This window comes from Paenibacillus sp. SAFN-054 (assembly GCF_051966755.1).
Lineage (GTDB): Bacteria > Bacillota > Bacilli > Paenibacillales > Paenibacillaceae > Paenibacillus_AQ.
Window position 1 is genome coordinate 458,434 of record NZ_JBQCKS010000003.1, and the last position, 14,118, is coordinate 472,551.

The following is a 14,118-nucleotide window of genomic DNA, read 5'->3' on the forward strand; positions in this document are numbered from 1 at the left end:
CATCCTTGCATTAGAGAAGACAAAAGAGGCTTCGGATTTGTGACATCCGTTAAGAAATGATTTTCAACCCGACGGCCGAGCCGAGAATCATCGCGATGAACAGCACCCGCCGCCATTCCTTCGGCTCGCCGAACAGAAACATGCCGACGATCGTGCTGCCTACGGTGCCGATGCCGGTCCATACCGCATAGGCGGTACCCATAGGGAGCGTGTTCATGGCGTAGGAGAGAAGCAGGAAGCTTCCTGCAAAGGACGCAAGCATGAGTACATAGGTCCCGAAGCCTTTCTTTTGGGACACGCCCTTGATTCCAATGACGCCGAAAATCTCGCAGAAGCCTGCGAGCACGATGGCTGCCCATGCCATTACGCATCCGCTCCTTTCTTGCTGCTTCCTTCTTCACCCGTGATGAGCTTCAGACCTACCACACCCGCCAGGAGCACGAGGATGAGCAGGGTTTTCGACCAGCGAAAGGGCTCGCCGAAGACGAGCATTTCCGTCACCACGGTGCCTGCCGTACCAAGGCCGGTAAAGACGGCATAGACGGTGCCTACCGGCAGATGCTTCGACGCTTCAATGATCAGAAAAAAGCTTATGATAATGGCGACTGCCGTTAAGAGCCATTCCCAGACGTTGCTCGAATGCTTGAGGCCTGACACCCAGAGCACCTCGACAACCCCGCCCAAAATAACGAATAACCAATGCCGGTTCATGATGTTCTTCTCCTCCTTTAGGATTCCTTCCGGGATTCAGCGGCTTGAATGCCTGCCCAGTAGATCGGCCAAGCTGCCTTCAATCTGCGCTTCGCACCCGCGGCCCCGCCGTATACCATCTCCACCAGAATGCCGTCCGTCAGCGTCATGTAGGCCACAGCGGCATCCTCCGGACGCGCGATGTTCAGCGACCCGCCCGATTTCGCCTGCTCCATCAGGCGTACGACCCGTCCTTCCATCGAATCGAGGAATGGATAGATCAGCTCCATCACCTCGTCATAGAGGATCGAAGGCGGAAAAAACGCCATGCGAAGCACGAACTTGCTCTCACTGCTGCGGTCATACTCCTCCTGCAGAAACTCCAGAAGATCATGCAGGCGAGTCTCCAGCGGCTGGTCTTTGCGGCTGATAAAATAGCGCGTAATCCGGCGTTTTTCCGCCTTCAGGGCATCCTTCAGCGTGCTGAGGAACAAATGGTCCTTTCCCTTGAAATGCGCATATATGGAAGGCTTCTTGATGCCGACGGCTTCGGCTATTTTTTGCAGGGAAGCTCCTTCGTAGCCCTCCTGGGCAAAATGGGCCAGCGCGGTATCGAGCAGCGTGCGTTTTGCGTTCATTGTTATTGCCTCCACTCAAACTAACTAACGATCGTTAGGTTGTATCTTTTCACGAAATCGGTCTCCTGTCAAGCGGAGAGCCTGCGACTTTTTACGGAGCAAGCGTTTTTTTCTCGAAGCATATAGGAAGATGGGCCCTATTCATGTAAAATATAGCTTGCTATATAAATTGACAGTTCATTTTATATAAATAACTTTTGTTATTTGATATGTACAAGGTCAAGCCTTGCTTGATTGTTAAAGTGAATATATAAGTGAGGGAAGACATGAGAAAGGGAATACAGGCAGTTCTGGTAGCCGGGTTATTATTTGCTTTTTATTATTTCGGCTTCGGCTTTTTCGGTAAAACGGCGGGTACCATCGTCAGTATTTTCTCCACCCTGACGGTCGTATCGCTCGGATTCATGATTTTCATGGAAAATAGAAACCCTTCCTCCACCATGGCCTGGATTTTGCTGCTGGCGCTCGTGCCGGTCGTAGGCTTGCTTTTTTATTTCCTGTTCGGGCAAAACTACTTCAAACGCCGCAAGTTCGACAAAAAGGCGGAGCAGGATCTGAAAACCTACGAGCGGCTGGAGGAGGGGCAGGTGCGCATGCACCAGGACCTGTCGGCATTCAGCCCGATGCAGCAGCAGCTCCTGCGGTTGTCGCAAAGACTGGCGCGTACGCCGATTTCCTTCTCGAGCGAAACCAAAATTCTGACCAACGGCAAAGAAACCTTCTCGACGCTGCTGCAGGAGCTGCAGAAGGCCAAGCATCATATCCATATGGAATACTACATTTACCGCGCGGATGATATCGGGACCCGGATTCAGCGCATTCTGATCGAGAAGGCCAAGGCCGGCGTCCATGTCCGCTTTATGTATGACGCTTGGGGCAGCATGCAGCTGCCCAAATCCTTTTTGCAGGAAATGTCGAACGCGGGCGTGCAGGTGGTGGCTTACGGCAGTTCGAAGGTCTTCTTCCTGTCGCGGGTCAACTACCGCAATCACCGCAAAATCGTCGTCGTCGACGGCAATGTCGGCTTCATCGGCGGCCTGAACGTGGGGGATGAGTACCTGAGCCGAAGCTCCGCCTACGGATTCTGGCGCGATACCCACATGTCCGTGAAAGGCGAGGCGGTAAGAACGCTGCAAATCATTTTTCTGCAGGACTGGCACTACATGACCGGGGAAAAGGTGCTGGAGGCCGAATATCTGTCGCCGCTGCTCTCCGAGCAGAGCACCGGCGCGGTGCAGATTATCCCGAGCGGGCCGGACAATGACCGGCGCACGCTCAAAAACATTTTTTTCTCCATGATCACGTCCGCGCAAAAATCAGTGTGGCTTGCGACGCCGTATTTCATACCGGATGACGACATTTTGACGTCCCTGCGCGTGGCAGCGATGTCGGGCCTGGACGTCCGCATCCTGTTCCCCGCGAAGCCGGATAAGTGGCTGCCGTTCCTGGCTTCCCATTCCTATTTTCCGTCGCTGCTCGACGTTGGCGTCCAGATTTACGAATACGAGAAGGGCTTTCTGCATTCGAAGCTGCTCATTATCGACGGCGAAGTGGCAACGATCGGTACGGCCAACATGGATATGCGGAGCTTCCACTTGAATTTCGAGGTCAATGCACTGTTGGTGCAGACAGACAGCGTACAGCGCATCGTCTCGGATTTTGAACGCGACCTGAAGTCCACCAAGCAAATCATTCCCGATGCATTCATGAAAAAAAGACTATCCGAACGCTTCATGGAGTCGCTCGCCCGCCTGATGTCCCCGCTGTTATAGCGGGGATGGAAGCCGGTTGTTAGTTGACAGCAGGGGCGTAACCTTTTATATTGGTGATAATGATTATCATTCCTCATATAAATAGGGGAACCGTTCGCACATTCGTACGCGGGTGGATATTTTCATGAAAAAGACAAATATTTGACCGGATTGCCGTGTCAAAACACATATACTTAGAGCTGTAAAAATGATCTGTCGTGTAGGATGACGTCTGATAAGAAGAACAGAGAATGGGGAGGTAACCGGCGATGACCCTTTTGCAAACGGAAGCGCTGACGCTCAGTTACGGAGATACGGAGATTATTAAGGACCTGAGCCTGCATGTGCCTGAAGGCAAAGTGACCGTGCTGATCGGCAGCAACGGCTGTGGCAAGTCCACGCTGCTGCGCTCGCTGGCGCGCCTGCTCAGACCGAAAAGCGGTTCTGTGCTTCTGGATGGCAAAGAAATACACCGCACATCGACGAAGGAAGTAGCCCGCAACATGGCGATCCTGCCGCAGGGGCCGACTGCGCCGGAGGGCCTGACAGTACTCCAGCTTGTCAAGCAGGGACGTTACCCTCACCAATCCTGGCTGAAGCAGTGGAGCGAGGAAGATGAACGACTCGTTCACGAAGCGCTGGCGATGACGAACTTGTCCAGTCTTGCGGATCGTACGGTGGACTCCCTTTCGGGCGGACAACGGCAGCGCGCGTGGATTGCGATGACGCTGGCCCAGAATACGGATCTGATTCTGCTTGACGAGCCGACGACCTATCTCGACTTAAGCCATCAGATCGAAGTGCTGGATCTATTGTATGAGCTGAACCGCGAACAAGGCCGTACCATCGTCATGGTGCTGCATGATCTGAACCTGGCATGCCGCTACGCGGATCATATGATCGCGGTGAAGGATCAAGGCGTATACTGTGCCGGAGCCCCCGAAGACGTCCTGACGCCTCAAATGGTCAAGGAAGTGTTCTGCATGGACTGCCTGATCGCCGAGGACCCGATCTTTGGCACGCCGATGTGCGTACCGCACGGTAAAGGACGGATTTGCGGCGAACGCTGTCAGCTGAAGGCTGTCTGCGAGAAATAGCGTGATATATATCAAAGGTGTTCCGCCAGAAGGCGGAACACCTTTTTTGCGTTTGCAGCGGAGGCTCGTCTAGCGGTTTCTAGAAGGTCGTAAATCCCAGCGCCTTCTGGATGCGGAACAGCACGTCCTTGAACCAGGTCGACTGTTCCTGGTAGGCGCTCAGATCCAGGCTGAAGGAGCCCCCCTTGTTGTTCCACAGCCGGTCGAAGTACTCCGTCATCTGGCGATCCAGCGGGTCTCCCGCCGGTACGGATACCCACAAATCATTCTCCAGGTTGTAATTGTCAAGGTTGCGCGGGGTCATGTTGGTGGAGCCCCCGAGGATAATGGACTCGCCTTGAGGCTTGCGGATATACATCATCTTCGTATGGAACTGCTCCTGCGTGGTATGGTACCAACGGATCGCGATGCGCTCCTTCGAACGTTTCCTTAGTTCCGCGGCCACCGGACGGTTCGGAATACCGATTTTCTCCTGCCCGAAGGCGTTCTCGTTCGGGTCGAGCAGCAGGCGGACGTCCACCCCGCGGTCGGCAGCGGCCAGCAAGGCCGTCAGCACTTTTTCGTCGGCAATATAGAACATGCCCATCCAGAGGGTATCGCCTTTTTGGGCAGCGTCAATTTCCTGGAGTACATACTTGTATACTTTGCCTTCGGTCAAATACCGTACGCCGAGCGGACCTTCTTCGGTCCCCGCATTTCTGTCCGGAGCGTATACGGGAAGCTTGCCGCCGTTCGATAAATCAGCGGCCGCCTGTTCGGAAGCGAGAATATCCTTGATAATCGGTCCCTGAACCTCAAAGGCCACGTTGGAATGATACGCACTGGCATCATGGACGTTGCCGGAGGAGACCAGGGCCGTATTCTCGCTGACGATGACCTTGCGATGGTTGGCTTTCACATTGACCAGCTTCAGGTATGAGCGGATTGTCATCTTGGGACCGCCGTTCGCCATCAAATTCGGCAGCCAGCCCTTGCCGGATTGCCCGAACCACTGAAAAAAGGTGCGCCATACCGCGGAATAGATCGGATTGGAATCGCGAAGCGGGTCCACGTCGGTCACGATGACGCGAATTCTGGCGGCTTTCAGCTGCTCCAGCAGCGGATTGGGGGCCGAGCCGTAATTCGTGTTCACGTCATCCGTGATCAGCACGATATCCATATCGGGATAATCCCGCTTATGCCGAACCAGCTTGTCCGTAAGCTCTTGGCTGATTTTCGGGAATTGCTGGTCCTTATGCGTATAGTCATTAAACAGAAACAGGTCGATGACCAGAAACTTTCGCGAATCATCCACGATTTCATGAATCCGCTGAAGAATCTGCTGATCGCTGACGACTTTGCCGGTCGGGTCCGGATAGGTTAAATCCCGGAGAAAGCGGACCTGCTTCACGTGGTAAAGCGGACTTTCATAGGAAATGCCGGGAGGGAGGGGCTTGTTGGTCTGATAAACCATGACGCCAGCGAGCCAGAGCACCAGCAGGGCAAGAATCAAGAAGGCCCAGCGGCGTTTGCGATGCTTATGCGGTTGTGATTTGCCCGCAGGCTCGATGTCCGCTGCGGTCCCGGCTGGAAGAGAGCCCTTATCCTGCACCGTGTGTTGTCCCATCGTAATCCTCCTTATGTATGATGCGATACATCTGTTTTCCTGGCTGGAGCTTGTCCGGCCATCCGACTGTTTATTAACGTCAAAGCCTCCCTTTTGAAGCAGCACGGTTCTAAATGGCCCGATAAGGAAAAGCTGCACGGCGGTTAGAAAAAGGTGCCGTACAGCAGATAAATATTTAATGCGGCGATGATGACCGCGACAATTCTGGCGAGAATCCGAACCCAGCGAGGCGCAACGAGCGGACCCATTTTGACGGGATCGGAGGTGAATTTGACGAGCGGGAAGACTGCAAAGCTCAGCTGGAGGGATAGAATGACCTGGCTGAAGATCAGCAGCTGGCCGGTGGACCCTTCGCCGTATAATCCAATCACGAGCACCGCCGGAATGATGGCAATCATCCGCGTCAGCAGCCGGCGTATCCATGGCTTCAGCCTGAGATTAAGGAATCCCTCCATCACGATTTGCCCAGCGAGTGTACCGGTCAACGTGGAGTTCTGGCCTGAAGCGAGCAGCGCCACCGCAAACAGGATGCTGGCCATACCCGTGCCGAGAAGCGGGGTGAGCAAATGGTAGGCGTCCTGAATCTCCGCTACTTCAGTATGCCCCGTAGAATAAAAGGCGGATGCAGCCAAAATGAGAATCGCGGCATTCACGAACAGCGCGATCGTCAAAGCGACGGTGGAGTCGATCGTAGCGAAGCGGATTGCCGATCTTTTGCCAGCCAGGCTTTGATCGATTTGGCGGGTCTGGACGATAGAGGAATGAAGGTACAAATTATGCGGCATGACGGTCGCTCCGAGCATAGCGAGAGCGATATAGAGCATTTCGGGGTTGGTCACGATATCCGTCGTCGGAATGAAGCCGTGCATCACGCCCGCAATGTCGGGCTTGGAGAGGAAGAGCTCTACCCCGAAACACATGATAATGATGGCGATGAAGGAAATGACCATGACCTCGATATGCCGAAATCCTTTATTCTGCAGCATCAGCACCAGTATGACATCGACTGCGGTTATCAGTACGCCGTACACGAGCGGTATTCCGAATAACAGCTGGAGCGCGATGGCTGTGCCGATGACCTCCGCCAAGTCGCAGGCGGCAATGGCGAGCTCGCAGAGCACCCAGAGTCCCATGCTCACAGGCTTGCTGTAATGATCGCGGCAGGCCTGGGCCAAGTCGCGGCCGGTAGCGATGCCGAGGCGGGCGGAAAGGGACTGCAGCAGAATCGCCATCAAATTGGAGATCATGATGACGGACAGGAGCGAGTAATTGAACATGGCGCCCCCGGCCAGGTCAGATGCCCAGTTCCCGGGATCCATGTAACCCACCGCAACGAGATAACCGGGGCCGGCAAAGGCCAGCAGTTTCCGCAGGAAGCCGGCCTTCAGCGGGACCTTCATGGAATGATGGACCTCCGGCAGGCTCGGGTTACCGTTTTGCTTCCGCCATCCGCGGTTCGCAGCGGCTAATCTGCTTTCTTCGCTGGCATTCATAGGCAGCACACACCTTTCCACAGTTAGAGTCTTCTTTGATTTCCTCAGGAGGATCGAACGAAAGCGGCATCAAACATGGCGTAGACCTTTTGGACGGGGCCTTCGCTTTGCTACCTCATCATATGGAATGGGCAGCCCGGAATTGCATGTACGTCAAAAATTTTCCTGAGGGAAACATTGAGACAGCGTGTTCTTAGAGTGACAGTATGAGGTGCATCATGTATAATCGGTGTATTGAATTTGTAGAATGTTAACCATGAATGTCCAACGATGGGGAAGCGATGATTAAAGGTTAAAGTGAGCGTGAGCAATGTGTATTCCATTAAACAGGTTTCCGAAATGCTGGATATTCCGACCGTTACCCTGAGAGCATGGGAGAACCGTTATGAGGCGGTTAATCCTACGCGTACGGATTCAGGATACCGGGTGTACAGCGATGAAAATATCGAAGACCTCCGCTGGCTGAAGGAGCAGGTGGAGGAGAAGCATATGAGCATATCGCAGGCCGTGCTGCTCCTGAAGGAGTACAAGCGGGAGAAGCGGCAGATTCATGCCTTTACCGAGCCTCCTGTGGGGAATTCCCATGATGCATTTGCGAAAATGTCCGAGCAGATCTATACAACGCTGTTCCAGTTTCAGGCAGAGCGTGCCAACGGTCTGATCGATTTCGGCTTCTCGATGTACGGCTATGATGCGATGTTTTACCATGTGCTCGTCCCGGTGCTGATCCGGGTAGGAGACGCATGGGAAGCAGGGAGGGCGACGGTCGCCCAGGAGCATTTTATGACGTCGCTCATATCCCAGCGGTTCTATCAATTTTTCCATCTGTTCCCGATCTATCCGAAGCTTCCGAAGGTGCTTTCCTTTTGTCCCGAGGGGGAGCACCACCAGGTCGGGTTAATGCTGTTCTCGCTGTTCCTGCGCAAGAACGGGGCCGAGGTGCTGTACCTTGGCGCGAATACGCCGCTGGATGGCGTGCTGGAGTTGATCGGGGGGCAGCATGTCCGGCTGGTGTGCATTTCCGTCATGGATGAGGCGCTGGTGCCGAAGACGGACGAGCTGATTTCGATTATTGCGGAGCGCTGCTCCGACGTGAACTTTGTCCTTGGCGGGCAAGGATATGCGAGGGCCGAACGATCGAAATTCCCGCAATGGGTCATGAACGAGCCGGCCGACCAGTGGCAGGCTTGGTTTGAAAGAAGTGCCTATTTCCGCTGAACCGCTCCGCAGGGTCGCTCCAAGGCCTTGCACCCCTATAACGAAAATGACAAGAAGCCTGTTGAACCTATGGTTCTTCAGGCTTCTTTGTGCATAGGTATAGGCACCGGCAGCGGATGCAGAGGCACAAAGGGTTTACAAGTGCGTATAATATTTGTATTATATTTGTATCGAATTTGTATAATGTTTGTGCATGATAAAAAAGCCCGGATTTATACGTTTCCGGGTGCTGGAAGGGTGATCGTCAATGGCGCGCATAACAGAACGGAGAAGGGTAGCCGTGATCGGCGCCGGGCCTGGGGGACTGGCCGCAGCCATGCTGCTTGCCGCCCGCGGGTACGATGTCCAGGTATTTGAGAAGCAAGGAGTTGTCGGCGGCAGATCCGGGCTGCTTCAGTTGGGGGATTACCGGTTTGACCGGGGAGCGACGTTTCTGATGATGCCTCAAGTTCTGGAAGAGCTGTTCGCTGCTGCCGGAAGATCGTTAGCGGAGGAAATCGAGATGAAAGAGCTGTCCTCCCTGTATTCGCTTCACTTCGGAGATACCGTCTTCAGCCCCTCGCGGGACATGGAGGCGACGGCTGCGCAGATCGCCGAGCTATTCCCTGGTGATGAGGGCGGATACCGGCGCTTTATGAGGGAGGAGGAGGTGAAGTTTGAGCGCGTGATGCCGCTGCTTCGCCGTCCTTTCGCTTCCTGGACGGATTATTTGAAAAAGGATGTACTGCGCGCCGTGCCCGTGCTTCACGCCCACCAGTCGGTATACGACAGGTTGTCCCGCTATTTCAAGGATGAACGGCTCCGGTTGTCGTTTACTTTTCAGGCGAAATATTTGGGCATGTCCCCTTGGGAGTGTCCGGGCACCTTTACCATGCTCTCGTATATCGAGCACAAATACGGGCTGTACCATCCAATCGGCGGCGTGAACCGCATTTTTGCGGCAATGGCCCGCATTATCGGCGAGCTTGGCGGACAGATACATACTTCATGTGCAGTCAAACAAGTCCTAACCAGAAACAAAACCGCAGTCGGCGTGCTGCTGGAGAACGGCGAGCGGATTGAAGCCGATCACGTGGTCATCAATGCCGACTTTGCCACCGCTATGCACCGGTTGTTCGAGCCTGGGCTGCTCCGCAAGTATGCGCCGCGAAAACTTGGACGGAAGCGGTATTCGTTGTCGACGGCGATGCTGTATCTCGGCGTGAACGGTTCCGTGGAGCTGCCGCATCACGGTGTTTATTTTGCAGAGGATTACCGCCGTAACGTCGAGGAAATGACGAGGCTGAAAATCGTCTCCGAGGATCCGTCCATCTATGTGCATAACCCGTCGGCAATCGATCCGACCCTTGCCCCGGCGGGGAAATCCTCGCTCTATACGCTGATGCCAGTTCCGAATTTAACGGGCTCGATCGATTGGGAACGGGACAGGGAGCGAATGCAGGAGAAGATGATGCAGAGGCTGGAGCGTATTCCCGAATTGTCGGGCTTATCCTCCCGCGTCGAGGAATCGCTGTTCTTTACCCCGCTGGACTGGCAGAATCAGCTGGATGTGCATCAAGGCGCAACCTTCAACCTGGCGCATAACCTTGGCCAGATGATGGCGCTTCGGCCGCACAACCGCTTCGAGGAAGTTGACCGCGTCTGGCTGGTCGGGGGCGGCACCCATCCGGGCAGCGGCCTGCCGACGATCTTCGAATCGGCGCAGATCAGCGTGCGCCTGCTGGAGGAGGAAGACCGGGTGACACGCCGCAGGCTGCACCGCGCCGCTTCTCCTGTGGAAGCAGGGAGGACGATATGAAGCGTGTAGCGGTGATCGGCGGCGGCATCGGCGGTCTGACGGCCGCGCTGCTCCTGCAGCGGAGAGGCCTGAAGGTAACGCTGTTTGAACGCGGTCCCCGTCTGGGCGGACGGATCGCCTTCGAGGAGGAAGGGCCCTACCGGATCGATCAGGGACCGACGATTGTCCTTCTGCCTGATATGCTCCACGGCATCCTTGAAGAAGCTGGCATCGCCAGAAGCAGGCTTCCGCTGCTGGCCTGCGATCCGCTGTACCGCATTCACTATGCCGGCGGCAAAGTGCTGACGAAGCATGCCGGCCGCAAGGAGCAGGCTGCCGAAATCGAAGCGATGTTTCCCGGTGAGGGAGCCGGCTTTGAGCGTTTCATGGGGGATATGGACCGGCTGTTCCTTCCCGGCCGGGCAGGCTTTCTGGAGCAGCCCTTTCAGCGGCAGCGGGATTTCTGGAAGCCGGGGCTGATGTCCCTGATGGCCAGGATGCGCGCATACCGCAGCATGCGCGCCCAGATCGGGCGATACTTCAGGAGCGAGGAGCTGACGGATGCCTATTCGCTCCAAAGCCTCTACATCGGAGGTACGCCGTTCGGCACGCCCGGCATATACAGCCTGCTCCCCTACGCGGAGCATGAGTACGGCGTATGGATGCTGAAGGGCGGATACGGGATGCTGCCGCGCTTGCTCGGAGAGGAACTGGAACGGCGCGGAGTATCCGTCAGGCTGAACGCGGAAGTAACGTCGATCGGCATCCGCGGGGGGAGAGCGACCGATGTCGGAACTGCTGCAGGCAAAGAAGCGTTTGACGCCGTGCTCTACAACGGCGATTTCCCGTCACTCGGTCCCCTGCTCGAAGGTGGAGGATCGAGAAACCGAAGCCGGCGGTTTACGCCCTCGACGGGATGCGTGCTCGTGTATTTGGGAGTGAGCAGGCGGTGGGAGGGGATGCTGACACATCAGTTTTTCCTGCCTGAGAGCCTTCACGGGAGCCTGAAGGAAACCTTCGGACGTCACGGCGGCAGGCTGCCGGGCAATCCCGCTTTTTATGTTTTTAATCCGGCTGCCTTGGACGATGAAGCGGCTCCTCCCGGGGAAAGCGTCCTCTATTTCCTGATCCCGGTGCCGCCTGCGGCCGCCGTGAACTGGGAGGAAGAGGCATCCCGGCTGGCGGAGCGTGTCATCCTGCAAGCCGAGCAGCGGGGGTTCCCGGGACTCCGCGAGCATATCCGCTGGAAAAAGGTGCGTACGCCGGCGGATGCCCTGCACGACGGTCTGTATGGAGGCGGAAGCTTCGGTATCGCTCCACTGTTATCCCAATCGGGCGTGTTCCGGCCGCAGGCAAAGCCGTACCCCTCGATTGCAGGCCTGTATGCAGCGGGAGCCTCCGTGCATCCCGGAGGCGGCGTGCCGATTGTCATGCAGGGGGCCAAGATGGCGGCAGATCAGTTGATAAAGGAGATGAGTGTATGATGGAAGCCATGTTTCAGCAATGCGAGGACATGATCCGCAAGGGGTCATCTTCGTTTTATCATGCTTTTCGGGGGCTGCCGAGTCCGCGCCGGGAAGCTGTTTATGTGATTTATGCCTTCTGCCGCCTGATTGACGACAGCGTCGACGAACCGGGGCATGCTCCCTATTCAATTTTCGAACTGCGCAGCCGGTTTGAATCGCTGGAACAGGCGGAGGGACATTTCATCTGGCCGGCTCTGCGCTGGCTGTTCGAGACCTTTCCCCAGCTTGACCAAGGTCCGTTCCTGCGCCAGATGGAAGGACAGCTTTCCGATCTGGTGCTCACCCGCTACACCACGATGCCGGAGCTGGAAAGTTACTGCTACCTGGTCGCGGGCACCGTCGGAGAAATGCTGCTGCCGGTGCTGCGGGAGGATGCGGATTTGTCATCTACCGCTTCCGGCATAGCGCTTGGGAAAGGGATGCAGATCGTTAACGTCATGCGTGATGTCGGGGAGGATAAGCGGCGTGGGCGGCGCTATATTCCGCTCGAGCTGATGGCGCGCCACGGTTACACGGAAGACGACTTTGAGCATGAGCGGGTCAATGCAGCCTTTATCTCCATGATGAAGGAGCTGAAGGAAAGGGCGCTTACTTTTTTTCGGCAGGGTCTGGCGTTTCTGGACTCGTATCCACGCGAGAGCGGCCTGGCGGTGGAGCTGTCCGCGATCTTTTATTTTTCGATCATCCAGGCCATTGAGGAGAATGAATACGATGTCTTTCGCAAGCGCGCTTACGTGAGTGACGAGAGCAAGTTGAGGCTCTACTTTTCCGTCGCCGCGCGATATGCCCAGGATAGCCGGGTCACGGAAGCCGCGGTTTTATGATCGCCCATCTTCTGTTCTGGAGCTGGTATTCGGTCGGGGCCGTGCTGCTGATTTTTTTTCGCGTGCCGGATGTATTGAAGTTTTCCAATGGTCTTTTCCTCGTGTTTTACGGACTGTACGCCCTCTACTTGCTATCCAAGGGATCGGCTGATGCCGGGCTGAATCGCGAAACGGCGGCCCGGAAACGGGTAAGCCTGGCACTCTCGGCCGCAGGTATCTGGCTCGGAGGAATGGCGGTCGAATGGCTGGGAGTACATACGGGGTGGCCGTTCGGGGTATATGAATACACCGACATATTAGGTGTCCCCGTGTTCGGGGTGCCGGTCACCATGGGGTTCGCCTGGATGGCCGTCGTTTGCAGCGGTGCACTGCTCGGCAAGTATGATCCCGGCGTGCAGGGGCGCTTGAGGCGGGCACTGGCAACCGGGTGCTGGACTGTCCTGCTCGATTTATGTCTTGACCCGGTGGCATTCGAACGCAAATTCTGGTTCTGGCAATCCTCGGGAGGATTTTACGGCGTCCCCGTGAACAACTATTTCAGCTGGTTTGTCATCGGGGGGCTGCTTTCGGTGCTGCTGCCGGATCTATCTTTTGACAGGAAGGCAGCGCGCCAGGGTACATTTTTATATCAAATGATTTTGCTGCTGTTCGGCATATTGGCCCTTAAGGCCGGGTTGACAGGCAGCTTTGCCGCGGCGCTGCTCGGCATCATTATGGCAGAAGGAAGCTTACGATATGCTAACCGCAACCAAGTCCAAACCGTTTGAACGATGGTTTACGATTTATAATCGTTATTATTTGATCGGCCGGCGTTTCCGGTCCTTTGGCATGACGGGAAACGTGGATCCCCCGGATGCCGGGGATAGACCCGTCCTCTATATGATGAATCACAGCACATGGTGGGATGGGCTGCTGGTCTGCCTGGCCGTGCGACAACGGTCTGCAAGGGAGCATTATATGATGATGGAGGAGCGGCAGCTGCGGAAGTACGGTTTTTTCCGCAAACTTGGCGCTTATTCCATAGACCGGGAACGGCCGGCGGACATTCGGGCTTCGCTGCGGTATACCGCGTCTCTTTTGCGGCAGGGAGCAGGTGCATGGATATTTCCCCAAGGCGAAATCCGCCATGTGGAGGAGAGGCCGCTCCGCTTCAAGCCGGGCATCGGATTGATTCTGAAGCTGGTACCGCAAACCGTCGTGGTCCCCGTGACGCTGTACCACGGATTCGGCCGGCATGAGAAGCCTGAAGCATCCATCCGGTTCGGGGACCCATTGCTGCTGCCCTGGCGGGAGCTGACCAGCCGCTCCATCGCAGACACGCTTGAAATGGGCTTGACGGAGCAGCTGGATCAGCATAAGGGGTGGCTGGTCAACTCCCCATCCGGGTCGCCCCGTGGCTTGGAGCCGCTGATCCGGACGGGAAAATCCGTTAATGAGCGGTTTGAGGCATGGAAAGATTTCGGAGCGGGCCTATGGCGGTAACGATGGGTTTGAAAGG

The 14,118-nt window shown here is 55.9% G+C and carries 13 protein-coding genes; 8 read left to right on the forward strand and 5 right to left on the reverse strand.

Going from position 1 to position 14,118, the window contains the following annotated elements:
• Nucleotides 1-49: 49 nt before the first annotated feature.
• Genes ACTHPM_RS17910 through ACTHPM_RS17920 form a run of 3 tightly spaced genes read right to left on the reverse strand, consistent with a single transcriptional unit; the run spans nt 50 to nt 1,328 of the window.
• Entirely contained in the window at nt 50-364 is a 315-nt protein-coding gene (locus ACTHPM_RS17910; protein WP_440396396.1) for a DMT family transporter, read from the reverse strand.
• A complete protein-coding gene (locus tag ACTHPM_RS17915; RefSeq protein ID WP_440396395.1) occupies nt 364-711 on the reverse strand; it encodes a DMT family transporter in 348 nt (115 codons plus the stop codon). Before ACTHPM_RS17915 ends, ACTHPM_RS17910 begins: the two co-directional genes overlap by 1 nt.
• Before the next feature lie 17 nt (nt 712-728).
• Nucleotides 729-1,328, reverse strand: coding sequence for a TetR/AcrR family transcriptional regulator (locus ACTHPM_RS17920; protein ID WP_440396394.1), 600 nt, complete (start codon nt 1,326-1,328; stop codon nt 729-731).
• Between the two features lie 266 nt (nt 1,329-1,594).
• On the opposite strand from ACTHPM_RS17920, the gene cls reads away from it, so the two are divergent.
• Together cls and ACTHPM_RS17930 are read left to right on the forward strand one after the other, a co-directional pair.
• Entirely contained in the window at nt 1,595-3,100 is a 1,506-nt protein-coding gene (cls, locus tag ACTHPM_RS17925; RefSeq protein ID WP_440396393.1) for a cardiolipin synthase, read from the forward strand.
• A 248-nt stretch (nt 3,101-3,348) separates the two neighbouring features.
• On the forward strand, nt 3,349-4,176 hold the full coding sequence (locus ACTHPM_RS17930) for an ABC transporter ATP-binding protein (RefSeq protein WP_440396392.1): 828 nt from the start codon (nt 3,349-3,351) through the stop codon (nt 4,174-4,176).
• Nucleotides 4,177-4,255: 79 nt separating this feature from the next.
• On the opposite strand, the gene ACTHPM_RS17935 is transcribed toward ACTHPM_RS17930, so the two are convergent.
• Both ACTHPM_RS17935 and ACTHPM_RS17940 read right to left on the reverse strand, forming a co-directional pair.
• The gene (locus ACTHPM_RS17935) at nt 4,256-5,782 is read right to left on the reverse strand and encodes a phospholipase D family protein (protein ID WP_440396391.1); all 1,527 of its coding nucleotides are present in this window, start codon (nt 5,780-5,782) and stop codon (nt 4,256-4,258) included.
• A gap of 143 nt (nt 5,783-5,925) precedes the next feature.
• The gene (locus ACTHPM_RS17940; protein ID WP_440396390.1) at nt 5,926-7,275 is read right to left on the reverse strand and encodes an Nramp family divalent metal transporter; all 1,350 of its coding nucleotides are present in this window, start codon (nt 7,273-7,275) and stop codon (nt 5,926-5,928) included.
• Nucleotides 7,276-7,572: 297 nt separating this feature from the next.
• On the opposite strand from ACTHPM_RS17940, the gene ACTHPM_RS17945 reads away from it, so the two are divergent.
• The 6 genes from ACTHPM_RS17945 to ACTHPM_RS17970 all read left to right on the forward strand — a co-directional run bounded on the left by ACTHPM_RS17945 (nt 7,573) and on the right by ACTHPM_RS17970 (nt 14,102).
• Nucleotides 7,573-8,493, forward strand: a complete 921-nt coding sequence (locus tag ACTHPM_RS17945) for a MerR family transcriptional regulator (protein ID WP_440396389.1) — start codon at nt 7,573-7,575, stop codon at nt 8,491-8,493.
• A gap of 247 nt (nt 8,494-8,740) precedes the next feature.
• The gene (locus ACTHPM_RS17950; RefSeq protein WP_440396388.1) at nt 8,741-10,291 is read left to right on the forward strand and encodes a phytoene desaturase family protein; all 1,551 of its coding nucleotides are present in this window, start codon (nt 8,741-8,743) and stop codon (nt 10,289-10,291) included.
• Entirely contained in the window at nt 10,288-11,754 is a 1,467-nt protein-coding gene (locus ACTHPM_RS17955) for a phytoene desaturase family protein (protein ID WP_440396387.1), read from the forward strand. The genes ACTHPM_RS17950 and ACTHPM_RS17955 overlap by 4 nt, the downstream gene beginning before the upstream one ends.
• Nucleotides 11,751-12,620, forward strand: coding sequence for a phytoene/squalene synthase family protein (locus ACTHPM_RS17960; RefSeq protein ID WP_440396386.1), 870 nt, complete (start codon nt 11,751-11,753; stop codon nt 12,618-12,620). The genes ACTHPM_RS17955 and ACTHPM_RS17960 overlap by 4 nt, the downstream gene beginning before the upstream one ends.
• Nucleotides 12,617-13,387: a carotenoid biosynthesis protein gene (locus tag ACTHPM_RS17965; RefSeq protein ID WP_440396385.1), complete on the forward strand. Its 771-nt coding sequence runs from the start codon at nt 12,617-12,619 to the stop codon at nt 13,385-13,387. The genes ACTHPM_RS17960 and ACTHPM_RS17965 overlap by 4 nt, the downstream gene beginning before the upstream one ends.
• Nucleotides 13,356-14,102, forward strand: coding sequence for a lysophospholipid acyltransferase family protein (locus tag ACTHPM_RS17970; protein WP_440396384.1), 747 nt, complete (start codon nt 13,356-13,358; stop codon nt 14,100-14,102). Before ACTHPM_RS17965 ends, ACTHPM_RS17970 begins: the two co-directional genes overlap by 32 nt.
• The last annotated feature ends 16 nt before the right edge of the window (nt 14,103-14,118 follow it).